The sequence below is a fragment of the Chitinophaga sp. 22620 genome (assembly GCF_052044405.1).
Lineage (GTDB): Bacteria > Bacteroidota > Bacteroidia > Chitinophagales > Chitinophagaceae > Chitinophaga.
The window spans coordinates 1,065,655-1,091,710 of sequence record NZ_JBQEMV010000002.1 but is presented as its reverse complement, the minus strand read 5'-3'; the positions used below and the strand labels follow the sequence as shown (position 1 = coordinate 1,091,710).

Below are 26,056 nucleotides of genomic sequence, written 5' to 3'. Positions count from 1 at the left end.
TTCACTGGAATAGATGGAACAGGTACCCAAGCGGTGCAAACAGGCAATAAAAATGAAGTAGGATTTCAAACGGCAAGGCTTATTCCTTCCAAAGCGCAGCAATTATGACAGAAACTTCTTCCGGCCCTAATTCAAGCCCAACCCCCAGTTCAATAAAAGTGGAAATGCGCGAATCCTTCTTCCCGTTCTCAATCCGGGCTATGTCCGCATAATCCACGTCACAGCGCATGGCAACCTGGCGAAGGCTCAAGCCCTTCCTTTCCCTGATCATCCTGATGGTCTGACCAATGGCTATTCTTTCCCTATGCCGTTTGCCGATTGTCATTGTGTGAAACCGGCGCTCAAGTTGATGGAAATCTTTGCAATAGGTGTTGGCGAATAACCCAACAAAACAATTTTTTTCTTATCTTTCCGTAAACTGGTACCTGACTCTTTATACCCAAAGAACTGTATGGAAAAGACCCCCGCCATCATGCTCCAACAAAAGATCATTGCATTCATCAACAGCCTGAAAGATGACGGGATAAGTTATATCGGCATCAGTATCGCGGGAAACGAATCCCACTTCCTCCCCGATGTGAAGATCGACACCATGCTGCTGGACGGCAAGCCGTTTACCTCGCAGCATTATTTTCCGCCTACAGACATCGAATCCACTGTGATCCTCCGAACGAAAGAAATTTAATGATATTCACTCCGGTGAAATTTAAAAAATGGACATACAAACTTACCGGGCATTCCTGCCCGGTTTTTTATGCATATAAAAAAATACTAACTTATCATGATGGGATAGTAAAACCTATCCATTATATTTGATGCGATTTCTATACCTTTTATTCCTAATCCCTTTACCCTCGCATCAACATGAAAAAACTGTTACTCCTGGCCATCGTCTGCCTCTCCGCCACCGGCGCATTTTCCCAGAGCTTTATGCACGGTGTGGGCGTTACCGTTATGGTAGACAAAGCCAAAGATCTCGACGCCCGCGCAGGCTTCGGCTTCACCTATTCTCCCCGCTTCAATTTCGTGGAAACAGAAAGCATGTCCGTTTCCGTCGGCATCCCCATGAGCGCGGTGATCAGCGGCAGCTACAATGTTACCTACAATTCAAGAACGGGCTGGGAAGACGATCCTTATGCTACTGACGAACCCAGCGTAGGCGTGTTTTTCAACGCTCCGCTGATCGTAAACCTCAACCTGGGCGCAGGGTCCACCCACGACAATGAAAGCCGCCTGGGCGGGTTCTTTGGCGCCGGCTTCGGGCTGCACCTGAGCGCTTCTACAGACCAGGTGTTTTACGATGAAAACGGCAACGTGGAATACCGCAACACCGGGGGTACGGTATTCGGCCCCGCCGCCAACGCAGGCATGCGCATAGGCGTGGGCAACAGCGGCAAAAACATCGAAATAAAACTCTCCTACTTCAAAGGACTGGACGATAATAAACTGAACCTGTTCGGCCTCGCGGGACTTTTTAATTTCTAGCAGGCAAAACCGAACAAAAAAAGAAGGGCCGTCTCGCTGAAGACGGCCCTTTTATTTTTTCCGCAAGGGCCGGTTGTTTTCTTGCCGGCCCGCTACAAGTCGAAGAACTGCCGCGTTCGGTTCACCCTCAGGTCGCGCAGGATGCCTGCCTTGGGGTTAATGGTGATGCTGAACTGCCGGTACGATCCGAATGGCACCAGGTTGATGCTCATCTGCCAGCAGTGCATATCCCTCGAAACGGTGAGAGTGGTGTATGAGATCTGTTTGAGACGGAAGTCGAAACCACTGCTCATAATGATCTTCCATTTCGGCGTAAGACTGAAGTCGCCGCTGAAATTAAGACCCTGCGTGAATATCGTGGTATCGCGAAGCCGGTCCTGCGACCGGCCGCGGGTATAGTTAAGGCTATAGGAAAGATCCAGGCGCCAGGGAATGTCAAAGTCAACATAGTCGCCCGGGTTCGCACGCATCAGTTCCATCTGCCGCCGCTGTTCTTCCAGCTGGGCCTCGGGCAGCACGCCATCTTCTTCGGCCATCTCCTCTTTTTGTTTCTGCTTCGCCTTGCTCTTCGCATCCTGGCTCTGGAAGGAAGTGCTGATCGCGATATTGGCCTGGGTCAGACGGCCGATGCTGAACTTTTCACCTTTCCAGGTGTATTTGTCCACCCGGTAACCCATGCTGTCCACCTGGTAAGGATCTATAGTGCCGCTAAAGGAGATATTCACTTTGTCGAACAGGTTGGTACGGGCGTTCAGGCTGAAGGGCGCCAGGTTAAAGGAGTCTGCCACGAAGTTGTAACTGCTGTTCACCCCAAAACCGTCCAGTATCTTTACTTTGCGAAAACCCGAGGTATCCTTGTCAGACCGGACTTTCATTTCCAGGTTATTGTCTATCCCGAAGTTAAGACCGGCAAAGGTTTCCGCCGGCGAAGGGCCGAAGGGGGCGCCGTCGTAGTAGGAAAACCGGCTCTGGCGGCCCGTGGTGTCTGACTGCACCATATAATAATCTTTGCTGGCCAGGTCCGGCGAGTAGCTCACCCCCACATTGGGGCGCATTACGTGGCGGATGGCCTGCACTCTCGATTTTTTGTTCTTGAACTCATACATACCGTACACCGCGGTAGCCAGGGATGCGCCGGTAGACATGGCGCTGCTCCTGTAGAAGCCGCTGTTGTAGGTCGTGTCGTAATATCTTTTCTTTTCGTTCCAGGTCATTACCTGCTGGCGGATGTACCACTTTTCGGTATAGTTCACGCTGGGCGAAAGGGTCAGGTTCTTAAACAGCGGGATGGACAGGGTGAGCGGGATCTGGTGCTGCATACCCGCCTGCAACCGGTCGAACATGGAAGGTTTTCCGAATGTGGAGTCCGCGAAATTCATATTATTCCTGAACAGCAGGTTGTAGCTGGCCCCGATCTTCTCGTACCATTTGGGCGTACCCACCATTTCTTCCCGCTGGAAGGGGTAAATGGTGTTCACGTTAAAGGAACCGTCCGGGAAATTAATAGTTACCTGGCGGGTGAGCGTGTTCTGGTTATGGTTAGCGGCAACGGAAAAGTTATAAGGCTTACCTACCCAGCTTTTGGAATAGGTAATGGAAGAGCTCATGTTGTTGTTCAGCCTCGTAGCCGCATTCAGCACATTGTACTGGTTGTAGGTGGAGGTACCAAACAGCACGCTGGCGCTGAAGTTAGTCCCCGGCCGCGCCTTCCCGTCCATACTGTGGCTCCAGGAAACCCGGTAGTCCTGCGAACGCGTATAGTCCTGCTTCACCTCGGGGTCGCCCATGCGGGTGAGAGCGTAAGACAGGTTCATGCTGCCGCTGTATTTATACCGCTTGCGGTAAGTGGGCGCGAATGCCATGCCCCAGCTGCCGTAGGAGTAAACATCCGCCCGCACGGTAAGGTCCAGGTACTCCCCCAGCCCGAAATAATAACCGCCATTCTGCAGGCCGATGCCTTTCTGCTGGTCTACCACGTACTGCGGCGGCAGCAGGCCGGTGCGCTGGCCCTGGCTGATGGGGAATATCGCGAAGGGGATGAACAGCGGGGTGGGAATGCCCTCGATCTCCAGGTTGGCCGGGCCGGATACAATTAAAGTGTTAGGGATCACTTTGATTTTTTTGGCACGAAATGCAAAGTGAGGCGTATCGAGGTTACAGGTGGTATAGCCGTTCCTGAACCCGAAAATAGTATTGTCCGGCTGTTTTTTTACTTTCTGGCTGCTCACGAATCCTTCCCCGTACTGAGCGCGGGTTTGATAGATCATCGCCTTGCCGCTGTTAAAATTATACTGCACGGAATCCATGTCCGAACTGGTGGAACCGTCGTTCAGCACAGCCTTGTCCAGGGGTTTGCCCGCTGTATCCACTCCCATGCGGGAGGTGAGGATGCCGGTAGCCTGGTTGAAATCCATGGTATTGCCGGTAAGCTGGGTCTGTTCGTATTTCACGTCCGCTTTATTATAAAGACGGAATTCTTTCTTTTTCACCAGCATCACGATGGAGTCCTGCGCCTTGTAGTACACGGGGGCGCTGAGGCTGTCTTTGGATATGCGGATGCCCGATGTATCTCTTCGCAGGGAGTCGCGGCTGATGCGCGAACTATCCATGAGCTGAAGAGAATCTGGCAGTACAGACGGAATTGTGTCAATTACGCGTTTAATAACCGGGCGGCGCGCCGTATCTTTCGCCAGGGAGTCCCGATCGGGGAAAGTGACGGGATGCGGCTGTGGCACGGTATCTGTGAAAGTTTTGTTAAAGTAAACTGACGGAACCACGGATGCACGGGCTAATTCGTCTTTTAACAGGGACCAGGCCGTGAATAAAAGAAGGATCAAAGGCAGGAAGAACCGCCTTAAAAAGTTTTTATAATTATTTTTGCAGAAAGGGTCCATGTGTTAAGCGGGCACAAACCTACATGATTTTATACAAATTATTACATAGTACGCTAATGCCCCTGCCAGGGAAAAAGGTATGGAATGTTGGGCGGACGTGCATCATACGAGTATAAAATTATGGTGAACAATTAATGAAGGACCTGTTCCCGATTGAATACAACCCATTAAAATAAAATGTTGACATGCGCTGGAAAAGAGTTTTATTTTCAGGTTTAGGCATAGGACTGATCTATACCTTGTTCATTCATGCAAAAACTACACCGGATTTCCCTGTTCAGGACAAGCCTATCCGCACGATCGTGATCGACGCGGGCCACGGTGGCAGCGATCATGGAGCCGGCGGACGGTACTCCCATGAAAAGGACATAGCCCTGGACGTAGCCCTGAAGCTGGGAAAGATCATAGAGGAGGCCATGCCCGATGTGAAAGTGGTATATACCCGCAAAACCGACCGGTTCGACGATGTGCACCGCAAGGCGGCCATCGCCAATGAAGCCAAAGGCGACCTGTTCATCTCCATTCACTGCAACGCCGCGCCGGACATCAAACGGATCGTGGGGCACAGAACCGTGACTTACAGGGACAAGAAGAAAAGGAAACGCACCCGCAAGGTACCCATATACGAAAGCTCGCCTAACCCCGCCAAGGGCACCGAAACCTACATTTGGGCCACCAGCAAGAATAACGCTAAGACCGAATCGCTGCGGAACAACTCCGTGATCGTGTTCGACGCCAATTCCGAAGAAACGCAGCAGATCATGGACACCCGGGACCCGGAGACCATCATCATGCTCAATACCCTCCGCAACGTTTATTTCGACCAGAGCCTCCGCCTGTCCACCCTCGTGGAAGACGAATTCACCCGCGTGGGCCGCATCAGCCGCGGCGCCCGCCAGCGCAATGAAAAGGGCATCCTCGTGCTGCATGCCACCGCTATGCCCAGCGTACTGGTGGAACTGGGCTTCATCAGCAATCCCGAAGAAGAGAATTACCTCAATTCCGCCAACGGCCAGGATGAAATGGCTTCCTGCATTTACCGTGCGGTAAAAAGGTACAAGGACGAACTGGAAAGGATATACAAAAGCGGCGAGCCCCGCCCGCCCGTGCTGGAAACGCCCGCCACCGGCGCTGCTGCTCCCGCCCCCACCCCTGCCAGGCAGGTGGTGAACCATATATCCTCCACCGTTAGTACCGCTACCGAACCCCCCAATGCCCCCGCGGCGGACGCTACGGAAAGCTTCAGCTACAAAGTGCAGCTGATGACCACCGAAAAAGTATACGCCCGCACCAACACCCTCTTCAAAAACCTGAAAGGAACCATTGAGCGTGAGGAATTTAAGCAGGGAAGGAAAAAAGTTAACAAATATATATGGGGCAGCTTCCGCACGGAAGCCGAAGCCCAGGCAGCCGTCTACAAAGCCCGCAAGCAGGGCTTTTCAGACGCCTTTATGCTGGCCTATAAAGATGGCAACCGCATCGACTGACCCCGGCCCGTTGGCCCGCCTTTTGCAGATATTCTGTCTACCTACAACTGCCGCACCGTTGTTTTAACTATTTTTGCGACACGAACTTCATACAATGATGCTGAAAATAAATAACGAAACAAAAGTAGGTATTCTGACCACCGTTGCCATTGTGCTGCTGATCCTGGGTTTTAATATCCTCAAAGGAAGAAGCCTCTTTTCCAATAAAAAGACGATTTACGCCGTATACCAGCAGGTAAACGGCCTCCAGCCTTCCAACGCGGTGATGGTGAACGGGCTTGCCATCGGCAGCGTGCTGAGCCTTGAAGTAATGGACAAACGCGCAGGCCGCATCCTGGTGACCCTTCAGATCAACAAGGACATCGAGATCCCCAAAAATTCCGTCGCCCGCATCAGCTCAGACCTGCTCGGCACCCGCAAGGTGGAGATCGATTTCGGGAATACGGAAGAAGTATTAAAGAACAAGGACACTATTTACGCAGCGGTAGACGGTTCCATCACAGACGCGCTGAAAGAACAGCTCAGCCCCCTCGTGAAAAAACTGGAAACCACCCTCGGCGCGGTAGATACCCTGCTGATCACCGTCAACTCCGTGTTCGACACCACTACCAAAAACAATCTCCGCACCGCCATCGCGGGCCTCAACGGCACCATGAACAACCTGTCCATGGCCACCCGCTCCATCAACGGCATGCTGGCGGAAGAAGGCAAGATCGCCGGCACTTTCGACAACTTCGCGGCGGTATCAGAGAACCTGAAGAACAACAACGACAAGATCTCCAATATCCTCACCAATTTCGACAAGGCCTCCGGCTCGTTCGCGAACGGCCAGCTGGACACTACCATTAACCAGCTGCGTTACACGATGGAAAGGCTGAACAACGTGGTGGCCAAAGTGAGCAGCACAGACGGTTCGCTCGGTATGCTGGTAAACGACAAGAAGGCGTATAACAACCTCCAAAGCTCCCTCAGCAGCCTCAACAAACTGCTGGAAGACCTGCGGTACAATCCCTGGAGATATGTGCACCTGAGCGTGTTCGGAAGGAAAAACAAAGTAGTGCCTATCCCTTCAGACACGGCTCAATTACAATAAGAACATGTTCAAGAACGCATTATACGGCCTCATTCTTTTAGGAGGAATAGGCGCTTCCGGGTTACTGACGGCCGCTTACCGCGCCCCCGGCCGCCTGCCGCTGAACAGGCCGGAAACTATGCCGGTACAGCAGGATACTTCCAAAAAGATCCGGCTGATACAGGCCAAAAGCGTGGTGAACCTGCAAACGGATACCATGACCGAAAGGCGCTTCGTGGGAGACGTGATCTTCCAACAGGGCACCAGCCTGCTTTCCTGCGACAGCGCGGCTTTCCATGCCAACACCAATATTATCGAAGCCTGGGGCAACGTGCACATCAACCAGGACGACAGCGTACATACTTATTCAGACCAGTTGCTTTACCGCGGCAACCAGCGCCTGGCCACGCTTACCGGCAACGCAAAACTGACGGACAGCAAGATCGTGCTAACCAGTCCCACCCTCCACTACGACCTGAACACCAAGATAGGCACCTACGATCAGGGCGGCAAGCTGGTGAACGGGGAATCGGTGCTCACCAGCCGCGAAGGCATTTATTACGGTGAAACGAAAGACGTGTACTTCAAAAAAGAAGTGGTGGTGGTAGATCCCGGCTTTACATTGGGAACAGACACCCTGATGTATAACTCCGTTACCAAAATAGCCACCATCATGGCTCCTACCACCATCAACGATGGTAAGATGACCATGTATGTTACCTCCGGCTATTACAACACCGAACTGGGCTACGGCAACTTTGCCCAGCGCCCGACCATTGAAGACAGCACCAATACTTTTACCGCCAACGAAATACAGACAGACAAAGCTACCGGCATTTCCATCGCCACCGGCAACATGATATGGAGGGACACCGCGCAGAAAGTGGCTGTGCTGGCCAATTACGGCATCGTGAACCAGAACGTGAAAACCGTGCTGGCCACGCAAAAACCCGTGATGCTGCTGGAAGGGAAAGACGATACGCTTTTCGTAGCGGGAGACACCCTGTTCTCCGGCATCGTGCCCATCATAAAAGACAGTGCCACGCTGGCTGAAGACAGCGCCCGTATTGCACGCGGCGATACCAGCGTCAACAAATCCGACACCGCGGAAAAACGTTTCCTCATCGCTTACCATCATGTGAAGATATACTCCGATTCGTTGCAGGGCGTGGCGGACAGCGTGTATTATTCCAGCGTGGACTCCGTGTTCCGCCTCTACCGCGACCCCGTGCTGTGGGCGAACAATAACCAGCTCACGGGAGACACCATCTTCCTCTTTACCAAAAACCAGAAAGCGGACAAGCTCCTGCTGGACCAGAACGCGCTCATCGTGAACAGTCCGGGGCCTGACATGTACAACCAGATAAAAGGCAATACCATCCTGGGTTACTTCGGCGACGAAAAACTCGACTCCATGTACGTGAACGGGAACGCAGAAAATATTTATTACGTGCAGGACGACGACAGCGCGTTCGTGAGCATCAACCGCCTGCTGTCTGCCAATACCCGCGTGTATTTCGAGAAGGGCGAGCTGGAAAGGATCGTGTTTGTAAAAGAGCCCGAAGCCACGATGTACCCTTTTACGCAAATGCCTGAAGAGCAGAAGCTGCTGCCGGGGTTCAAGTGGGAGATCCACCGCAAGCCCAAATCGAAATACGAGCTGATAGGCCAGTAATCATTCATATAAACTTATAAGATGACTATTAAACAGACGATCAAAACACGCGTAATCTCCCCTATTTTCCAGTTTTTAAAAGATAGCCGTGCAGTAGGAATTGTCCTGATCGTTTGTACCATCTTGTCGCTGATCGTTGCCAACTCGCCCTGGCAGGAGCCTTACATCCGTTTCTTCACCAACCTGTTCGATGCGGCCGGTGGGCATCATTACGACTTCCACGGACTGCACCTCCCCAATTCCTGGCTGTTGTGGATCAACGACGGTTTCATGGCGTTGTTCTTTTTCCTGGTAGGTATGGAGATCAAGCGGGAACTGACGGTGGGCGAGCTGGCCAGCGTACGCAAAGCCATGTTGCCCGCACTGGCGGCCGTTGGCGGAATGCTTGCCCCTGCCCTCATTTATGTGGCTTTTAACCATCATACCGATTATCATCAGGGCTGGGGCATTCCCATGGCCACAGATATTGCCTTCTCCCTCGGCATCATTTCCTTGCTGGGAAGGCGCGTGCCGCTGAGCCTTAAAGTGTTCCTTACCGCACTGGCCATCATAGACGATCTCGGCGCCATCCTCACCATCGCCATATTTTACACGGCTGAGCTGCATACCATGTACCTGTATGCAGGCGCAGGCATTTTTGCGTTGCTGCTGGCGCTGAATTATTTTAAAGTGCGGCAGCTCATCTTTTATTTTATCCCGGGAATAGTGCTCTGGTACTGTATTTTCAACTCCGGCATCCATGCCACCATTGCCGGCGTATTGCTGGCGTTCACCATCCCGCTGGATAAAGTGCATTCGTTGGAAGACAATCTACACGACCCTGTCAACTTCCTGATCATGCCCGTATTTGCGCTCGCCAACACGGCGATCACTTTCCCGGCTGACCTGCTGCATGCTTTCGGCCATACCGTAAGTTTTGGCGTTATGGCGGGCCTGGTGCTCGGTAAGCCGCTGGGCATATTCATGCTCTGCTTTATCGCCGTGAAGCTCAAGCTGGCCAGCCTGCCCGCGCAGACGAACTGGAAACAGCTGTGGGGCGTGGGTATGATCGCGGGCATCGGTTTCACCATGAGTATTTTTATCGCCACGCTGGCGTTCAGCGACGTGGAGATACAGGTCGTTTCCATCATGTCCGTTATCGCCGCATCCGTTATCGCCGCTATTGCCGGGTTTATATTCCTGAGAATATTCACTAAAGATCCTTCCGTAAAACCATTGAGGCCTGTTCAAAATAAAACCGCAGAATAGCCGTTCCTGAAGCAGCCTGTGCAACCGGATTTCCCTTCTGTCGCCGCCTTTGGCATTGTTATTGCAAATATTCAATCGCATGAAGTATCGTATTATCGCGGCCATGCTGGCTTTGGGCTTTACCGTAAGCGCCAGGGCACAGCAGGCAACCGGACAAATTGAAGCAGGCGTAAGACTGGGCCTGCCATTGGGCGTAACAGGCAGGTATTTTTTCACAGACCGCTCCGCAGCGGAAGGAATTGTGGCCCTGTATAACAAAACATTTTCCGTCACCGGGTTGTACCAGTATCACTGGGACCTCTCCGCCCTTACCGTAGAAGGCTTCGGCTGGTATGCAGGCGCAGGCGCGCATCTCGGCACAAGGGAAATAGACGGCAGCCAGAAATTCCTTGCAGGCGTGGATGGTATCGCGGGCATCAATTACAACTTTCCCACGATACCGCTAAACCTCAGCCTGGACTGGAAACCGGCGATACATTTCACGACCTCTCCCAACCTGGCGGACTTTGCCATATCGGCACGCTACCGCTTCGGATGGAAGAAATGATACAAGCTTAATTAAAGACGAACATATGAAAAGGATCCTGTTGCTCTTCGGAGTACTTTCTTTGATGGCCTTCCAGGCTAATGCACAGCGCAGAACATCGGGCGGGGGCTCTCCGGCTGATTACCATACCGCGCTGGGCTTAAGGGTTAACCCCTGGCTCGCAGGTTTCACCGTAAAGCACTTCATCAAAGGGCCGCACGCCATTGAAGGCATCGTGCATCACTATTTCGAGAACGGCGATGATGCTTCCAATGTGACGTTTACCGGTCTTTACGAGTACCACTGGAATGTATTCGGCAAATCAGAATGGAACATGTACGCCGGCGGCGGCGCGCACATCGGCTTCTGGAGGGATTATTACTGGGACAATGGCCGCCGCAGGGGCGACGGCACCGACGTTGCCGTTGGCCTGGATGGTATCTTCGGCGTGGAGTACACGTTCAAGAACATTCCGCTGAACCTCAGCGCCGACCTGAAGCCGTACGTGAATTTCAACGGCTACAACGATTTCCTCGGCGAGCAGATCGGTGGTTTCTCTGTAAGGTATACATTCAAATAAGTTTGAAGAACAAAAGTTCAGGCGGCTGCTTCTCCATGAAGCAGCCGTTTTTTTATGCATATCAATCGCCCGCTGGCGGCAGCCGGTTTTTTATTATCTTGGGAGAGTATGAAGATACTTTCCGCACAGCAGATACGGGCGGCAGACGCCTACACGATCCGGCACGAACCCGTGAGCAGCTTACTGCTGATGGAACGCGCCGCCGCGGAATGCGCCGGATGGATGGTGCATACCTTCGGTGAAACGCCGCCCCCCTACTACATTTTCTGCGGTATGGGCAACAATGGCGGAGACGGGCTGGTGATTGCCCGGAAGCTGCAGGAACAGGGCTTTAACGTGCAGGCGTGGCTGGTGCATACGGCAGGTGAACCTTCAGAAGACAATGCGGCTAACCAGCCTTATTACCCGGAACTGATGCACATCCGCGAACTAGCGGAATTCCCGGCTTTGGAAGAGCCCGGCATTATTGTGGACGCCCTTTTCGGCACCGGCCTCAACCGCCCCGTAGAAGGCTGGGCCGCCGGTGTGATCCATAAAATAAACGACCAGCAACAGCGCCACACCATCGTTTCCATCGATATGCCCTCCGGTATGATGGCCGATGAAAGCTCCCTTCATTTTCCGTGTGTGCATGCACGTTATACGCTTACTTTTGAATTCTATAAACTTGCTTTCCTGCTGCCGGAGAATGCGGAGCGGACAGGGAAGACGGAGCTGCTGAAGATCGGGATACACCCGGATTACACGGCGCAGGCGCAAACAGCATACCATCTTACTGACACTGCCACCATCCGTACTATTTACCGGCCCCGCGATCCGTTCTCCCATAAAGGCACTTATGGCCATGCGCTGGTGATCGCAGGCAGCTTCGGGAAAATGGGCGCCGCGCTGCTGGCTACCCGCGCCTGCCTGCGGGCCGGGGCAGGACTGGTTACCGCGCACGTCCCGCGCTGCGGTTACGAGATCATGCAGACCGCCGTGCCCGAGGCCATGTGCCTGGCGGAAGAGCAGGCGCATTTTTCCGCGCATTTCGACGAGCCGTTCAGGTTGCGCCAGGCGCCGGATTATGCAACGATCGGCATAGGGCCGGGCATTGGCACGGAAAACGTCACAGCCAAAGCGCTGGAACGCCTGCTGCAGGCCTATCACAAGCCCATGGTGCTGGATGCGGACGCGCTGAATATTATCGGGAAATACCCGGCTTTACTGGCGGAGATCCCTAAAGATTCCATCCTCACCCCCCATCCGAAAGAATTTGAACGCCTCTTCGGCAAAACAGATAACCATTTCGAGCGGCTGCGGCTTCTTTCCCGCCAGGCGGTGGAATGGCAACTGTATATCCTGCTGAAGGGAAGGTACAGCGCCATGGCCTGTCCCGACGGGTCCGTATACTTCAATCCCACCGGCAACCCCGGCATGGCCACGGCCGGCAGCGGGGATGCACTGACCGGGATACTGACCGGCCTGCTGAGCCAGGGTTATGCCCCGAAAGCCGCGCTGCTGCTGGGTGCGTGGCTACATGGCCTGGCCGGCGACCTGGCTGCCGAAGATCTTTCAGAAGAAGCCCTCGTTGCAGAAGATATCATTCATTACCTTGGCCAGGCATACCTGGACATCCGGAAATAACGTCCATATTACACTTCTAGTGAATATATGCGAGCACTAGTAAAATAAATTCTAATACATTATCTTCGTCAACCTTGTAAATTTTAAAAGGCTTCTATGAGTATGAGTATAGTTTACGTTATTCCACTGTTCGGACTGATCGCACTGTTATTCACAGCTATCCAAAGTGCCTGGGTTACCCGCCAGGATGCCGGCAATGAAAAGATGCAGGAAATTGCCAAACACATTGCAGAGGGCGCTATGGCCTTTCTGAAGGCTGAGTACAAGATCCTCACCTATTTCGTTATCATCGCGGCCCTCTTGCTGGGCTACATGGGATATTCCCACGAAAGCTCTGACTGGACGATCGCTCTCGCCTTTATCATCGGCGCGATATTTTCCGCGACCGCCGGTTTTGTAGGGATGAAAATAGCCACCAAGGCCAACGTGCGCACCGCGCAGGCAGCCCGCAGCAGCCTTTCCCGCGCACTGAAAGTTTCCTTCACCGGCGGTTCCGTAATGGGAATGGGCGTTGCAGGTCTTGCCGTGCTCGGCCTGGGCGGCCTCTTCATTATCCTGAAAGGATATTTCGGCGCGGAGGCCAATACCGCGGAAATGATCAAGACCATCGAAGTGCTCACCGGTTTTTCCCTCGGCGCTGAAAGTATCGCGCTGTTCGCCCGCGTAGGCGGCGGTATCTATACCAAAGCAGCTGACGTTGGGGCCGACCTGGTAGGTAAGGTAGAAGCGGGCATTCCCGAGGACGATCCCCGTAACCCCGCCACCATTGCAGATAATGTGGGCGATAACGTAGGCGACGTTGCCGGTATGGGCGCAGACCTTTTCGGTTCATACGTAGCCACCGTGCTGGCCACGATGGTATTGGGCGTAGAAACCACTTCCACAGACAATTACGGCGGCCTGGCCCCTGTGCTGCTGCCGATGTTCATAGCCGGTATCGGTATCATACTTTCCATCATCGGCACTTTCTTCGTGCGCATCAGCGAAAGCAGCGGGCTGAGCACTTCCGCCGTGCAACGCGCGCTGAACATGGGCAACTGGGGTTCCATTGTGCTCACGGCCATTGTATGCTATTTTACCGTGAACTGGATACTGCCCGAAAGCATGACCCTCCGCGGCCATGAATTCACCCGCGACGGCGTTTTCGGCGCCATCATCGTGGGTCTTGTGGTAGGCACGCTCATGAGCATCATCACAGAATATTATACGGCCATGGGCAAACGTCCCGTAAAATCCATCATCCGCCAGTCTTCCACCGGCCATGCCACCAACATCATCGGCGGCCTGGCAGTAGGCATGGAATCCACCATGCTCCCTATCCTGGTGCTGGCGGGCGGCATTTACGGCTCATACGCACTGGCCGGTCTTTACGGCGTGGCGATTGCCGCGGCAGGCATGATGGCCACTACCGCCATGCAGCTCGCTATCGACGCCTTCGGCCCGATTGCAGATAATGCCGGCGGTATCGCTGAAATGAGCGAACTGCCGAAAGACGTTCGTGAAAAGACGGACATCCTGGATGCTGTGGGCAACACCACCGCCGCCACCGGTAAAGGTTTTGCGATCGCTTCCGCTGCGCTTACCGCACTGGCGCTGTTTGCAGCCTACGTAGGCGTGGTAAAGGCAAATGGTTACGACCTGGAAGACGCGATCAATATCTATAAAGCGGATGTACTGGCAGGCCTCTTCGTAGGCGCCATGATCCCCTTCATCTTCTCTTCCCTCGCCATCCGCGCGGTAGGCGAAGCCGCCATGAGCATGGTGGAAGAAGTACGCCGCCAGTTCCGCACCATTCCGGGGATCATGGAAGGCACCGGCAAACCGGAGTACGATAAGTGCGTGGCCATTTCCACCGAGGCTTCCATTAAAAAGATGATGGTGCCCGGCGCTATCGCCCTGCTCTCTCCCATCCTGATGGGCTTCATTTTCGGACCTGAGGTGCTGGGCGGTTTCCTGGCAGGCGCTACCGTGAGCGGCGTGCTCATGGGCATGTTCCAGAACAATGCCGGCGGCGCATGGGACAATGCAAAGAAAAGCTTCGAAAAAGGCGTTGAGATCAACGGCGAGATCTTCTATAAAAAATCCGAGCCGCATAAAGCATCGGTAACCGGCGACACCGTGGGCGATCCTTTCAAAGACACCTCCGGCCCGTCCATGAACATCCTCATCAAGCTGATGTCCATCGTATCGCTTGTTATTGCCCCCACCCTGGCCGATCTGCACCGCAATACACCCGTTGTTGCCGGAGATAAGGAAAAAGCGCAGGAAGTGGTTAAACAGGCTGAAACGGTTTCCAAACCGGCAGTAAAGCTCTAAATATCAACGGTTCCACGATATGAACAGGCCGGCTGAGGATGATCCCAGCCGGCTTTTTCTTTTTACCGGGATCTTTTTTCGAAAATATTTTGGACGGAATCATTCTTCCCCTTACCTTTGTACTGTAATCAAAAAAATTACAGAATTGATCAAAAGCAAATTCGCCATCAGTATTCATATCCTTTCCCTGCTTGCCAATTTTCCCGGCGAGTGGCTCACGTCTGACTTCATTGCCGGTTCGCTGAACAGCAATGCGGCCCTGGTGCGGAAGGAACTGAGCATGCTGCGCGAAGCTGGGCTGGTGGAAAGCAAGGAGGGCAAGAATGGCGGGAACAGGCTGGCCCGGTCCACAAAAGACATCCGCATGTCGGATGTGTTCAACCTTGTGAAGGACGAGCATATCTTCAGCTACGCTCCCAACACGCCCAATCCTGAATGCAGCGTGGGCAAGCAGATCAACGAGGCGCTGAACAGCCTGTTCACCGGTATCGACAACGCGGTGCACAAACAGCTGCACGGCATTACGCTGGAAGAATTCACCCGTAAATACTTTTAATTTTTTTTCCTTAAAACTGTAATAATTTTTATAACAATTAAAATATCACACATGTCAAACACCGTATTAGTATTAGGCGCCACCGGCCAGGCCGGTAAAGAGCTGGTAAAATTGCTGGCCGGGAAGAACGTGCAGGTAAAAGCTGCTACCCGTACGCCTGAGAAATTCCAATCCCCCGCCCCGAATGTAAGCCCGGTACGCCTCGTACAGGAAGACGCTTCCACCTTTGCGCCCGCGCTGGCCGGTGTAGACAGGGTTTTCCTCTCCGCCCTTCCCCTTGATGCGGAGGCAGCCACTAAACTTTTCCCTTTCGTGGATGAAGCGAAAAAAGCGGGTGTGAAAAAGATCGTGTTCCTTTCCGCCATGGGTGTGGAAAATCATGACAGCGCGCCGCTTCGCCAGATAGAGCTATACCTGCAGAAATCCGGCATCCCTTACGGCATCCTGCGGGCTAACTTTTTCATGGAGAACTTCACCGAAGGCCCTTTCAGCGGCACCGTCAAAGCAAGCAACCAGATCATTCTCGCAGCCGGCGACGCGGCGTCCAGCATGATCTCCACGGCAGACATTGCCGCTGTGGCCGTGGAACTGCTGCTCAACGATCATCTTCCCAACCGGGAACTGACCCTCACCGGCCCTGATGCGATCGATCATCACCAGGTGGCGGACATTATCACGAAACATTCCGGCAGGAAAGTTACTTACCTGCCTATTTCAGAAGCAGACCTGCTGAGCGGCATGAAAGCACAGGGCGCGCCTGACAGCGTGGCCCAATACCTCGCAACGCTGCTGGCTGCCATGAGAAGCGGCGCCAGTGCGGCTACCACTACCGCGGTGAAAGATATTACAGGCAAGGAGCCGGTTAGTTTTGAAGAGTTTTCGAAATTGAACGCGGGGAAGTTTTAATAAACGAAAAGCGGCTGTACCATTGGAGATGCAGCCGCTTTTTTTATGTTTAAACAAATGTTGTCACATCCATTTCCTCACTTCCCTCGGGCTCATGCCATATTTCTTCCTGAACGCATTGCTGAAATGCTGTAACGACGAATACCCCAGCGTATCGGCGATCTCGGTGAAAGACAGCGCCCCTTCCCGTATCATTTCCCTGCCCTGCTCCAGCCGGTAATCGTTCAGGTAGCCGAACACCGTATTGTTGAACACTTTTTTGAAACCGGTTTTCAGTTTGAATTCGTTCAGGCCTGATTTGCGCGCCAGCTCAGAAAGTGACGGCGGCTCCTGCGAATGGTGCAGCAGCAGGTCGCGGGCGTGGTATACCCTTTCTTCGTCCGTCCGCGATACTTTATGATTTCCCGGCCCGCGCTTCGATTCGGATTCTATCTGTTCGCATTGCAGCGCCAGCAGCTCTATGGCCTTGGATTGCAGGAATAGCTTCTTCAGGCCGCCGGTGAAATGGCAGTGCTGCACTTCTTCTATCACCTGCATCATGCGGGGCGTAATGTGGTAGCCGCGGGTGAGGAACACCGGCTTATTATTGGCCACGTTCTCCGCGTAACGGTCCAGCACAGGGCCGTTGTTGGCCGCCAGCTGCACGAATTTGTCTTTCACGAAACCCAGCCCGAACATCTGCAGGTCCGGCTGCCGCTCCACCTGCACCGTTTCTTCGGCGTCAGGATTGTAAACGATATTATGCTGGTGGCTGGAAGTAACCAGGTTATTTGCGGCGCCCCTGATGTGAGAGGTCACCTGGCCGCGGATCATAAAATGCATGCCCACCCGCTGCAATTCCTCGCTCATTTCGATGTGCAGGCGCTGGTTCACCATAGCGCTGCCAAAACCCAGCATAAACCCGTCGAAGTGGAACTCCTTCATTTCCGCCTTCCCGAACTTAAACTCCATACGGTGGGTTTGCTCTATCAGCTCCGGTTTCATGAACATTTCCGCGGAATACACGGTATCGTCGTGAAAGAGGATTTCGCGGTTCTCGTTGGTAATGGTTACAGGCATAATAATCCGTTAAGTATAAATAATAATCCGTTTGGTATAAGCAGGTTTGCCGTGCGGGTCCGACTTTTGTGTGAAATTATTCAAATTAGGCACATGATCGGAATCTTCAAAACAAATATCTCTACCCAGCAGGATAAGATTAAGGTGATAGACGCGGTGACCGGCCGTTTTGCTGTTACCGCCTGCACGCTGGACCTGGAAGATTGCGACAAGGTATTGCGCGTAGTGTGCCAGCAGCTGGAAGAACAGCATGTGATCTCCCTCGTATGCAGCCTCGGCTACCAGTGTTCCGTACTGGAGTAATTAAAATTGCGCCCATTTTACCGGAAAAAACATGACGTTTATCAGTTAACCCCTGCAAGATGATTCTGTGAATTATTTTATTCCCGTAGGGGTAACTTCCCTTTTGCACGTCATACTCTCGGAAAACGGCGGAAACCACCTTCCCTTTTTCCCCATTTAACATATAAAAACCTGAAAACCAAATGAAAAGGATTGCAAACTGGCTTTTGCCCTTTTGCTTGTTCATGCTGACAGCATTCAGTTCATCGGCACAACAGCAACGTTTTACCATCAGCGGCTACGTGAAAGACGCTCAGTCCGGCGAGTCCCTCATCGGGATCTCCATCGGCAAGCCCGGCACTTCTGTAGGTACCGTTACCAACGAATATGGCTTTTATTCGCTGACCCTGCCCGCCGGAACACACGAGATACAGTTCTCCTACATGGGGTATACCGCCCAGAAATTTACGGTAGACCTCACTTCCAATAAACGGCAGGACATTAAGCTGGCCCAGTCTGACCGCCAGCTGAATGAAGTGGTGATCACCAGCAAACACCAGGAAAAGACCATCAACACCCTCAATACCAGCATGAACAAGCTGGATATTGCCGAGATAAAGAAACTGCCCACCTTTATGGGCGAAGTGGACGTGCTGAAAGCCATCCAGACGCTGCCCGGGGTGAATACCGTAGGCGAAGGCGCGGCCAGCTTCAACGTACGCGGCGGCAACGGCGACGAGAACCTTATCCTGCTCGACGAAGCGCCCGTATACAACTCCACCCACATGCTCGGTTTCTTTTCCGTATTCAACCCGGATGCGGTAAAGAACATCAATCTCATCAAAGGCGGCTTTCCCGCGGAATACGGCGGCAGAACCGCTTCCGTGCTGGACATCAGGATGAAGGACGGCAACAACCAGAAATTCGGCCTTACCGGCGGCATCGGCAATATCTTCAGCCGCCTCGCCGTGGAAGGACCGCTGCAGAAAGATAAATCCTCTTTCATCGTAGCCGCCCGCCGGTCTTATATGGACGTGCTCATGAAACCCTTCCTGAAAGGCGATATGAAGGACACCAAGCTGTATTTCTACGACATTACCGCGAAGGTGAACTTCAACCTGAACAAGAACAACAACCTGTTCGTGAGCACCTATTTAGGCCGCGACGTGTTCGGGTTCGGCAACGAAGCCAATATGAACTGGGGTAACAACACCGCGTCTATCCGCTGGAACCACATCTTCAACAGCCGCCTCTTCCTCAACCTGACCACTTATTATACCAAATACGACTACAGCCTGGAATTCAAAACGGAAGAAGGCGAACCCGTGAGGCAGCGGTTCAAATGGACTTCCAACATCATCAACTACGGCGTTAAGCCCGCTTTCACTTATTACATCAACGCGAGCAATACCCTGCATTTCGGCGTACAGGGCACCTATTATACATTCAAACCCGGCACCGGCACCTCGCAGGAAGACGAACGTGAAACACGCATTACGCTCAAGGACAAAAATTCCATTGAAGCAGCGCTGTACCTGGACCATGAGCTGAAGCTCGGCGATAAATTCGGCATCCAGTACGGCGTGCGTTACTCCGGCTTCCAGTACCGCGGCAAAGGCACCGCTTATTATTATGCAGACACTGCGGCCGGTACCCGCAAGCGTTTCCTCGGCACGAAAGAGTTTGAAAGCGGCAAAACCATCGCCGATTACTACAACTTCGAACCGCGCCTTTCCGCCCGCTACGGCATCAACAGCACTTCCGCCGTGAAAGTGGCCTACAGCCGCAGCGCACAGTACATGCATCAGCTGAGCAACACCGCGTCCCCCACCCCGGTGGATATCTGGACGCCCGTGTCCAACAACGTGAAACCGCAGGTAACAGACCAGGTGACAGCCGGATATTTCTACAACGCCCCCGGCGACAAATTTGAAATATCAGCGGAAGTGTTCTACAAAAGCATGCAGGACCAGCTCGACTATATAGACAATGCGGACCTCGACCTGAATGAATTCATCGAAGGCGACCTGCTGGCCTCCAAAGGCCGCGCCTATGGCCTGGAGCTGTACGCGAAAAAAGACATCGGCAACACCACGGGCTGGGTAAGCTACACCCTCAGCCGTTCCGAGCGCAAAACGCCCGGGCTGAGCCTGAACGAATGGTTCATTAACCGCTACGACCGTACGCACAACCTGAACGTGGTAGTGAGCCACGAATTCACCAAACGCCTCAGCCTCAGCGGCAACTGGGTGTTCGCTTCCGGCACGCCCGCCACTTTTGCAGATGCTCGCCTCGAATTCCAGGACTGGGATATTCCCTACAACACCACTGAAAAAAGGAACAACTACCGCCTGAAACCCTTCCACCGGCTCGACCTGTCCGTAACATGGAAAGGCAAACAGCTGAAACGCTGGAAAGGCGAATGGGTGTTCTCGCTGTATAACGTGTACGCCCGCAGGAATGCCTACACCGTGTATTTCCGCCAGAACCCGGACGATGCGTCGAAGAAGGAAGCCGTACGGCTGTCCATCATCGGCTCCATCATCCCCGGCATCACCTACAATTTTAAATTCTAATTACCCGCAAAAGCATCCGATCATATGCAAAAGATCATCAACACACTCGCCATTATATTCGCCGCCGCGGCATTCACCGCCTGCGAAGACGTTATAGACGTGGAAGTACCCGAAGGCAAAACCTTTACCGTAGTAGACGCATGGATCACGAACACTCCCGGGCGGCAGGATATACGCATCACCCAGAGCATGCCTTACACCAACCAGGCGCCCGCCCCTATTGTGAGCGACGCCGTGGTAACGCTTACCGACATGACCAGCGGGCAGGTGTATCCCTTCGCTTTCTCCAACGGAAAATACAGCTACGACCCCGGCGTGGGCATAAGCGTAGGCATAGTGAACCATATATACAAGCTGCGCGTGGAGCTGAAAGAATCCACCTTTGAAGCGATCGACACGCTCAAACGCGTAGTGCCAATAGATTCCATCACCTACGAGTTCAAGACCAAAGAAGACGCCGCCAGCAGTGAAGAAGGTTTTTATGCACGCTGGCACGGCAGGGACATTGCCGGCGCCACCGATTTTTACTGGGTGCGCAGCTACCGCAACAGCACAGACAACCGCGTGGCGGACGCCTTCCCGATAGACGGCTCCTTTGAGGCAAACGTGGCCGACGGCTCAGTGTTCATTTACCCGCTCAGCGAAGCCATCACCCGCGAGGACAAGCCTTTCCAGGAAAACGAAAAAGTGATCGTGCGCCTGTCTTCTGTCAGCAAACCCAGCCACACTTTCCTCAGGATGGTGGACGAGCAGCTGAGCAACGGCGGACTGTTTGCCAAGATACTGGAGAACGTGCCTACCAACCTGAAAAATGTCAATACCTCCAGCAACGCGAAAGTGCTCGGCTGGTTCGGCACATCCGCCGTACAGTTCAAAGAACGCGTAATGGTGAAATAACATTCTCCAAAACAATTCTTAAACACGTTTTGATCATGAAACTGAAGACAATACTTTTCATTGCAACAGCGGTACTGCTCTCCCACACAGGTTTTGCGCAGGATGAGCCTATTGAGAGCCTGGCAGGCCGCGGGAAAACGAAGATCCGTGTAGGCGGTTTCGGCGCGCCCACCGTCAAGTTCACCACGTTCGACGATCAGCTGGGCATTTTGATGGGCGGTTATGCCGGCGTGATGCTCAACAGCAGGATGATGCTGGGCGCCGGCGCATACGCGCTCGTGAACAACATCGAAGCGCCGCGCAGCAACGCGGCGGACCCCACCCTTTACTGGAACATGTGGTACACCGGCTTCGTGCCCGAGTATACCATTAAATCCAATAAACTCTTCCACATGGCCGTAGGCGGGCTGATCGGCGGCGGCGGCGTGATGAAGAACGAACGTTTCAAAGGGGCGGAAGAAAGCGAGAACTTTGATTACAGCGGCTTTTTCGTCGGCGAGCCGCATGTGAATTTTGAAATGAACATCACCTCCTACCTGCGCCTGGCAGTTGGCGGATCGTACCGGTTCGTAAGCGGCTCCAACACCACGGGCATCACAGATGAAAAGCTGAGCGGCCCCGCTGCGCACTTTACCATCAAGGCCGGGAGGTTTTAAATTTTATACTGACGGGAACCATGCATATGATGCTGCCTCACCTTCAACCGTGGGGCAGTTTCTTTTAACTCTCTACGGATTGCGGATGCGGGGCGGTTTTTCAGGAAATGTCGCCTGAATTCCGCAGATATTCAGTAACTTTTGGCAAAAGGAATATCACCTCCATTCGTAATCCGTAACCAATGGACCCGATACATTTAGCTATCCCTGGTTTTGTGCTGCTGCTGCTTGCCGAAGTGATCTTCTCCGCCTGGGACCACCGCAATCTTTACGAAACCAAAGACGCCGTCAGCAGCATCGCCATGGGCCTTGGCAATGTATTCATCGGCCTTTTCATCAAAGGCGTCATCTACCTTGTTTACGACTTCGTTTACCAGTTCCGCTTCCTCACGCTCGACGCGGGCCTTTGGTGGGTATGGGTGCTTTGTTTTTTTGCGGACGATCTCACTTATTACTGGTTCCACCGTTTCAGCCACAACATCCGCTTCTACTGGGCCAGCCACGTTATCCACCATTCCAGCCGCCGTTATAATCTTTCCACCGCCCTGCGCCAGACCTGGACGGGCAACCTTACCGGCACATTCCTGTTCTGGTGCTGGATGCCGCTGATCGGTTTCCACCCCGCCATGGTCATGACCATGCAGGCCATCAGCCTCATTTACCAGTTCTGGATCCATACCGAGGCCATCAACAAGCTGCCTCGCCCGCTGGAATTTGTGCTCAATACGCCTTCCCATCACCGCGTTCATCACTCCTCCGATCTTAAATACCTGGATAAGAACCATGCCGGTGTGCTGATCATCTGGGACCGGTTGTTCCGCACCTTCCAGCCGGAAGAGGAAAAGCCGGTGTACGGGCTTACCGCCAACATCAATACTTACAACCCGCTCAAAATAGCCACGCACGAATGGGCCTCCATCGGAAAAGACCTCCGCAAGGCGCGTTCCTGGCGTGATGCATGGCATTATCTTTTCGGCGCGCCTGGCTGGAGCCCAGACGGCAGCAGGCAAACTACCCGACAATTAAGAGAAGCGGCCCGGAAGGCTTCCGCTCCTCCTCCCGGAATACCATTTATCCAAAAATAACAGGACATGTTTTGTTATTACGAAAAGTGTCGTACATTCGTTTACGAAGATATTCGTACAAAGAGATCATTACAATAGAAATCAACATGAACAAGCCCATCAAGCCTACCGAAAGTGAACTGGAGATACTGGCTATCCTCTGGGAAAGAGGGGCCAGTACGGTCAGGGAAATACATGAGATACTGGAGCAGCAGAAGGAAGCGGGTTATACCACTACCCTCAAGCTGATGCAGATCATGCATGAAAAAGGATTGGTGACGCGGGACGCCAGCGCCAAAACGCATATTTATGAAGCGGCGGTGGACCGTGAGCTTACCCAACGGCAGTTGCTGAACAAAATGATAGATACCGTTTTCAAAGGCTCCGCTTCACAGCTGGTGATGCAGGCTTTGGGTCATCACCGTTCCTCCCCCGAGGAGCTGGACATGATCCGCCAGTACCTGAACGAAATGGAAAAAAAGCAGAAATAAACATTTTGCCATGACTTCGTTGCTTCCTTTTACCCAAGATCTGATTCGTGCATTCGGCTGGACGCTGCTGCACTCCTTCTGGCAGGCCTTTTTTGTATTCGCATGCCTGCGTATTGTGCTGCGGCTCTGGCCCCAGGCAAGCGCTGCCATCAAATACCACCTGTCGTTCCTGAGCCTGGCCGGCATCAGCGGCTGGTTCATGGCCACGCTGTTCGCCCAGCTGTCTGCCCTGCGGGAAGCACAGGTGCAGCAGACCATCACTCTGCAGCTGGACCCCGCCGTAATGGCCCGTGCCATGCAGCAGGCGCCGGTAAAGAGCAACGGGCTACAGATGATGATGCCTGGCATGGAAAGCTACTTTCCTATCCTCGTGGCGGTATATATCATCGGGGTGACAATCATGACCATCAAGCTATGCCTGGACCTTTCGCAGCTGCGCCACATGCGCAGGCAGGGCGTTACGCCTATGGGAACAGTCTGGGAGCGTCATTTAAAAGACCTGGGCAAACGGATGGGCATCACGAAAAAAGTACAGTTGTTCATTTCCGAAACCCTGCAGGTGCCGGTGATGATCGGGTTCCTGAAACCCGTGATACTGCTGCCCGCAGCCATGGTGAACAACCTGAGCCCTGAACAGCTGGAGGCCATCCTGCTGCACGAGCTCGCACACATCAAGCGTAATGATTATCTTCTCAATATCTTCCAGTCCATTGTTGAAACCATCCTGTTCTTTAACCCGTTTGTATGGTGGATATCCCGGAACATCCGCCTGGAAAGGGAACATTGCTGTGACGACCTGGTGATCGCAGGCACCGTTCAGCCCATGCATTATGCCAAAGCCCTTGTGGCGCTTGAGGAGTACCGGATCACCGCTAACCCGATGGCCATGGCGGCTGCGCATGATAAACATTTCTTACTTCATCGCATTAAACGCATCATGGAAATGAAAACGAAAAATCTCAATTATAGCCAGCGGTTCCTTGCATTGCTTATCATCGTTACCGGCCTCGTGTCCATTGCCTGGCTGAACCCGGGCAGGAAGAACGAGAAAAAAGAAAAAGAACGGTCTGTTTCTGCAAAAGTACGGTCCCTTTTTTCAGATACCGTTCCGCCGAAGGCGCCTATTGCACCAGGCGTAACACCCGCACCGCCTGCGCCGCCCGTAGCGCCGCCCGCTGATATAACAGCGCCGGATGCGCCTCCTGCTCCGCCCGTACCGCCAGTGGCAACGCCGCTCCCATTCCCGGCAGCAGCGCCATTGCCGCCCGCGCCGCCATTCCCTTCGCCCGCAGCCGCGCCTTATCCGGCCGCCACGCCGCAACCGCCTACTCCCCCTACTCCTCCGGACTGGGTTAATTTCGGCGGTAAGGATGTCAGCGTGAACGGCTTCGGCCACCGCTCCGGCAACGGCTACACTTATTATTATGCCGATACGCTTGCTCCCGGTAAAAAGATCATCATCGTAGATGATAAAGGGAACAAAAAGGAATACAGCAGCATCGATGAAATGCCCGCCGAAGACCGCAAACGCATGGAAGAAAGTTTCTTCAACATGCAGCAGGCCAGGCAAAACATGCAGTTCAATTTCGATAATTTCAAATTAAACCATGACGACTTTGCCAAAGCCATGAAAAGCGCGCAGGAGGCCATCGGCAAGATCAACTGGGACCAGATGAATGCCCAGATCAAAGCCAGCATGTCAAAGGTTGACTGGGACAAGATGAACAAACAAGTGGCCGAGAGCATGAAGAACATTGACTGGAACAAGATGAACGCCGATATCGCTAAACAAATGAAAGAGATCCAGTGGGAAAAGATCAGCGATGAAATGAAGGCGAAGATGAAAGACCAGGACTGGGACAAGCTGAGCCGGGAGATTAAAAAATCTATGGACAAAATAGACTGGAAAAAGATAGAGAACGATGTGAAGAAGGCCATTGAAGAGCAGAAAAAGAACGGCAATTTCAACTACAACTTCAACCAGGACTTTCACTTTGATACCAGCATCCACCGCGAAGCGCGCCGCAGGGAAAACGAGGCTCTCCGTACCCGCGAAAGAAGTATGGCACGCGTCCGTGAAGCGCAGGCAAGAAATGAAGAACGTACCCGCCAGATACAGGAAAAAAATGCAGAGCGTGCCCGCGCTCAGCATGAGATCAACCTGGCCCGTAACCGCGACGTCCGGCAGGAGAATGAAGAAAGGGTAAGGCGCATACAGGAAGAGAATGTTGCCCGTACCCGCGCTATCCAGCAGGCGAACGAGGAAAGAACAAGACGCATGCAGGAAGAGCACCTCGCCCGTACCCAGGCCATTCAGCAGGAGCGTGAAGAAAGAATTAAGGAGATCCAGGAGAAGCAGCAGATTGAAACAGAGAAACACCTCCTCAGGGCAGAACAGGACCGTAAGAAAGCCGAAGCCGCCACCGAAGGCTTCCGCAAGCTGCTGGACGGGCTGGAATCCGACAAGCTGATAGACCGCAACGCCCGCTACAACGTTGAAAAGAAAGGCAACGACCTTTACATCAACGGCAAAAAACAACCCGAAGATATATTAAAGAAATACGGACAATATCTCAAAAACGATAACGTTTCAATACGTGGAAGCAAAAACGAGTTGAACATACAGTCTACCGACAACAAGTAGCCTGTGGCTCTTTTGC

The 26,056-nt window shown here is 53.2% G+C and carries 22 protein-coding genes; 19 read left to right on the top strand and 3 right to left on the bottom strand.

Annotated features, from left to right (window positions below):
• Positions 1-79 precede the first annotated feature (79 nt).
• Positions 80-325 (bottom strand): helix-turn-helix domain-containing protein, encoded by a 246-nt coding sequence (locus ACTJIK_RS14165; RefSeq protein ID WP_440647134.1) that lies wholly within the window; start codon positions 323-325, stop codon positions 80-82.
• A 126-nt stretch (positions 326-451) separates the two neighbouring features.
• Here ACTJIK_RS14165 and ACTJIK_RS14160 point away from each other — a divergent pair, with 126 nt between their 5' ends.
• Positions 452-685 (top strand): hypothetical protein, encoded by a 234-nt coding sequence (locus ACTJIK_RS14160; RefSeq protein ID WP_440647132.1) that lies wholly within the window; start codon positions 452-454, stop codon positions 683-685.
• 179 nt (positions 686-864) lie between these two features.
• Positions 865-1,485 (top strand): hypothetical protein, encoded by a 621-nt coding sequence (locus ACTJIK_RS14155; protein WP_440647130.1) that lies wholly within the window; start codon positions 865-867, stop codon positions 1,483-1,485.
• A gap of 92 nt (positions 1,486-1,577) precedes the next feature.
• On the opposite strand, the gene ACTJIK_RS14150 is transcribed toward ACTJIK_RS14155, so the two are convergent.
• Positions 1,578-4,094: a putative LPS assembly protein LptD gene (locus tag ACTJIK_RS14150; protein ID WP_440647129.1), complete on the bottom strand. Its 2,517-nt coding sequence runs from the start codon at positions 4,092-4,094 to the stop codon at positions 1,578-1,580.
• 470 nt (positions 4,095-4,564) lie between these two features.
• On the opposite strand from ACTJIK_RS14150, the gene ACTJIK_RS14145 reads away from it, so the two are divergent.
• The 10 genes from ACTJIK_RS14145 to ACTJIK_RS14100 all read left to right on the top strand — a co-directional run bounded on the left by ACTJIK_RS14145 (position 4,565) and on the right by ACTJIK_RS14100 (position 16,371).
• Positions 4,565-5,866, top strand: coding sequence for an N-acetylmuramoyl-L-alanine amidase family protein (locus ACTJIK_RS14145; protein WP_440647127.1), 1,302 nt, complete (start codon positions 4,565-4,567; stop codon positions 5,864-5,866).
• Between the two features lie 94 nt (positions 5,867-5,960).
• A complete protein-coding gene (locus tag ACTJIK_RS14140) occupies positions 5,961-6,959 on the top strand; it encodes an MlaD family protein (protein WP_440647125.1) in 999 nt (332 codons plus the stop codon).
• 4 nt (positions 6,960-6,963) lie between these two features.
• Positions 6,964-8,613: an OstA-like protein gene (locus ACTJIK_RS14135; protein ID WP_440647122.1), complete on the top strand. Its 1,650-nt coding sequence runs from the start codon at positions 6,964-6,966 to the stop codon at positions 8,611-8,613.
• A gap of 21 nt (positions 8,614-8,634) precedes the next feature.
• The gene (gene nhaA / locus ACTJIK_RS14130) at positions 8,635-9,861 is read left to right on the top strand and encodes a Na+/H+ antiporter NhaA (protein WP_440647120.1); all 1,227 of its coding nucleotides are present in this window, start codon (positions 8,635-8,637) and stop codon (positions 9,859-9,861) included.
• Between the two features lie 79 nt (positions 9,862-9,940).
• The gene (locus ACTJIK_RS14125; RefSeq protein WP_440647118.1) at positions 9,941-10,408 is read left to right on the top strand and encodes a hypothetical protein; all 468 of its coding nucleotides are present in this window, start codon (positions 9,941-9,943) and stop codon (positions 10,406-10,408) included.
• Positions 10,409-10,433: 25 nt separating this feature from the next.
• Positions 10,434-10,967, top strand: coding sequence for a hypothetical protein (locus ACTJIK_RS14120; protein ID WP_440647116.1), 534 nt, complete (start codon positions 10,434-10,436; stop codon positions 10,965-10,967).
• Positions 10,968-11,075: 108 nt separating this feature from the next.
• Complete coding sequence (locus ACTJIK_RS14115; protein WP_440647114.1) at positions 11,076-12,593, top strand: NAD(P)H-hydrate dehydratase; 1,518 nt, start codon at positions 11,076-11,078, stop codon at positions 12,591-12,593.
• 102 nt (positions 12,594-12,695) lie between these two features.
• A complete protein-coding gene (locus ACTJIK_RS14110) occupies positions 12,696-14,909 on the top strand; it encodes a sodium-translocating pyrophosphatase (RefSeq protein WP_440647112.1) in 2,214 nt (737 codons plus the stop codon).
• A 145-nt stretch (positions 14,910-15,054) separates the two neighbouring features.
• A complete protein-coding gene (locus tag ACTJIK_RS14105; protein ID WP_440647110.1) occupies positions 15,055-15,465 on the top strand; it encodes an RrF2 family transcriptional regulator in 411 nt (136 codons plus the stop codon).
• Positions 15,466-15,516: 51 nt separating this feature from the next.
• On the top strand, positions 15,517-16,371 hold the full coding sequence (locus ACTJIK_RS14100; RefSeq protein ID WP_440647108.1) for an SDR family oxidoreductase: 855 nt from the start codon (positions 15,517-15,519) through the stop codon (positions 16,369-16,371).
• Between the two features lie 63 nt (positions 16,372-16,434).
• Here the strand turns inward: ACTJIK_RS14100 and ACTJIK_RS14095 are convergent, their stop codons facing one another.
• Positions 16,435-17,430 carry a helix-turn-helix transcriptional regulator gene (locus tag ACTJIK_RS14095; protein WP_440647106.1) on the bottom strand — a complete coding sequence of 332 codons (996 nt, stop codon included), beginning with the start codon at positions 17,428-17,430 and terminating at the stop codon, positions 16,435-16,437.
• A gap of 93 nt (positions 17,431-17,523) precedes the next feature.
• Between ACTJIK_RS14095 and ACTJIK_RS14090 the strand changes: the two genes are divergently transcribed.
• The 7 genes from ACTJIK_RS14090 to ACTJIK_RS14060 all read left to right on the top strand — a co-directional run bounded on the left by ACTJIK_RS14090 (position 17,524) and on the right by ACTJIK_RS14060 (position 26,040).
• Entirely contained in the window at positions 17,524-17,733 is a 210-nt protein-coding gene (locus ACTJIK_RS14090) for a hypothetical protein (RefSeq protein WP_440647104.1), read from the top strand.
• A gap of 182 nt (positions 17,734-17,915) precedes the next feature.
• Positions 17,916-20,288, top strand: a complete 2,373-nt coding sequence (locus ACTJIK_RS14085) for a TonB-dependent receptor (RefSeq protein ID WP_440647102.1) — start codon at positions 17,916-17,918, stop codon at positions 20,286-20,288.
• A gap of 24 nt (positions 20,289-20,312) precedes the next feature.
• Positions 20,313-21,185: a DUF4249 domain-containing protein gene (locus ACTJIK_RS14080; protein WP_440647100.1), complete on the top strand. Its 873-nt coding sequence runs from the start codon at positions 20,313-20,315 to the stop codon at positions 21,183-21,185.
• A 35-nt stretch (positions 21,186-21,220) separates the two neighbouring features.
• Positions 21,221-21,841 carry a hypothetical protein gene (locus tag ACTJIK_RS14075; protein WP_440647098.1) on the top strand — a complete coding sequence of 207 codons (621 nt, stop codon included), beginning with the start codon at positions 21,221-21,223 and terminating at the stop codon, positions 21,839-21,841.
• A gap of 182 nt (positions 21,842-22,023) precedes the next feature.
• Entirely contained in the window at positions 22,024-22,926 is a 903-nt protein-coding gene (locus ACTJIK_RS14070; RefSeq protein WP_440647096.1) for a sterol desaturase family protein, read from the top strand.
• A gap of 86 nt (positions 22,927-23,012) precedes the next feature.
• Positions 23,013-23,396: a BlaI/MecI/CopY family transcriptional regulator gene (locus tag ACTJIK_RS14065; protein ID WP_120516058.1), complete on the top strand. Its 384-nt coding sequence runs from the start codon at positions 23,013-23,015 to the stop codon at positions 23,394-23,396.
• A 10-nt stretch (positions 23,397-23,406) separates the two neighbouring features.
• Positions 23,407-26,040 (top strand): M56 family metallopeptidase, encoded by a 2,634-nt coding sequence (locus tag ACTJIK_RS14060; protein WP_440647093.1) that lies wholly within the window; start codon positions 23,407-23,409, stop codon positions 26,038-26,040.
• Positions 26,041-26,056: the final 16 nt, after the last annotated feature.

What these genes read in the sequence shown, in the direction of transcription:
- ACTJIK_RS14165 (WP_440647134.1), bottom strand. Translation starts at nt 325, where the DNA reads ATGACAATCGGCAAACGGCATAGGGAAAGAATAGCCATTGGTCAGACC.
- ACTJIK_RS14160 (WP_440647132.1), top strand. Translation starts at nt 452, where the DNA reads ATGGAAAAGACCCCCGCCATCATGCTCCAACAAAAGATCATTGCATTC.
- ACTJIK_RS14155 (WP_440647130.1), top strand. Translation starts at nt 865, where the DNA reads ATGAAAAAACTGTTACTCCTGGCCATCGTCTGCCTCTCCGCCACCGGC.
- ACTJIK_RS14150 (WP_440647129.1), bottom strand. Translation starts at nt 4,094, where the DNA reads ATGGATAGTTCGCGCATCAGCCGCGACTCCCTGCGAAGAGATACATCG.
- ACTJIK_RS14145 (WP_440647127.1), top strand. Translation starts at nt 4,565, where the DNA reads ATGCGCTGGAAAAGAGTTTTATTTTCAGGTTTAGGCATAGGACTGATC.
- ACTJIK_RS14140 (WP_440647125.1), top strand. Translation starts at nt 5,961, where the DNA reads ATGATGCTGAAAATAAATAACGAAACAAAAGTAGGTATTCTGACCACC.
- ACTJIK_RS14135 (WP_440647122.1), top strand. Translation starts at nt 6,964, where the DNA reads ATGTTCAAGAACGCATTATACGGCCTCATTCTTTTAGGAGGAATAGGC.
- nhaA (WP_440647120.1), top strand. Translation starts at nt 8,635, where the DNA reads ATGACTATTAAACAGACGATCAAAACACGCGTAATCTCCCCTATTTTC.
- ACTJIK_RS14125 (WP_440647118.1), top strand. Translation starts at nt 9,941, where the DNA reads ATGAAGTATCGTATTATCGCGGCCATGCTGGCTTTGGGCTTTACCGTA.
- ACTJIK_RS14120 (WP_440647116.1), top strand. Translation starts at nt 10,434, where the DNA reads ATGAAAAGGATCCTGTTGCTCTTCGGAGTACTTTCTTTGATGGCCTTC.
- ACTJIK_RS14115 (WP_440647114.1), top strand. Translation starts at nt 11,076, where the DNA reads ATGAAGATACTTTCCGCACAGCAGATACGGGCGGCAGACGCCTACACG.
- ACTJIK_RS14110 (WP_440647112.1), top strand. Translation starts at nt 12,696, where the DNA reads ATGAGTATAGTTTACGTTATTCCACTGTTCGGACTGATCGCACTGTTA.
- ACTJIK_RS14100 (WP_440647108.1), top strand. Translation starts at nt 15,517, where the DNA reads ATGTCAAACACCGTATTAGTATTAGGCGCCACCGGCCAGGCCGGTAAA.
- ACTJIK_RS14095 (WP_440647106.1), bottom strand. Translation starts at nt 17,430, where the DNA reads ATGCCTGTAACCATTACCAACGAGAACCGCGAAATCCTCTTTCACGAC.
- ACTJIK_RS14090 (WP_440647104.1), top strand. Translation starts at nt 17,524, where the DNA reads ATGATCGGAATCTTCAAAACAAATATCTCTACCCAGCAGGATAAGATT.
- ACTJIK_RS14085 (WP_440647102.1), top strand. Translation starts at nt 17,916, where the DNA reads ATGAAAAGGATTGCAAACTGGCTTTTGCCCTTTTGCTTGTTCATGCTG.
- ACTJIK_RS14080 (WP_440647100.1), top strand. Translation starts at nt 20,313, where the DNA reads ATGCAAAAGATCATCAACACACTCGCCATTATATTCGCCGCCGCGGCA.
- ACTJIK_RS14075 (WP_440647098.1), top strand. Translation starts at nt 21,221, where the DNA reads ATGAAACTGAAGACAATACTTTTCATTGCAACAGCGGTACTGCTCTCC.
- ACTJIK_RS14070 (WP_440647096.1), top strand. Translation starts at nt 22,024, where the DNA reads ATGGACCCGATACATTTAGCTATCCCTGGTTTTGTGCTGCTGCTGCTT.
- ACTJIK_RS14065 (WP_120516058.1), top strand. Translation starts at nt 23,013, where the DNA reads ATGAACAAGCCCATCAAGCCTACCGAAAGTGAACTGGAGATACTGGCT.
- ACTJIK_RS14060 (WP_440647093.1), top strand. Translation starts at nt 23,407, where the DNA reads ATGACTTCGTTGCTTCCTTTTACCCAAGATCTGATTCGTGCATTCGGC.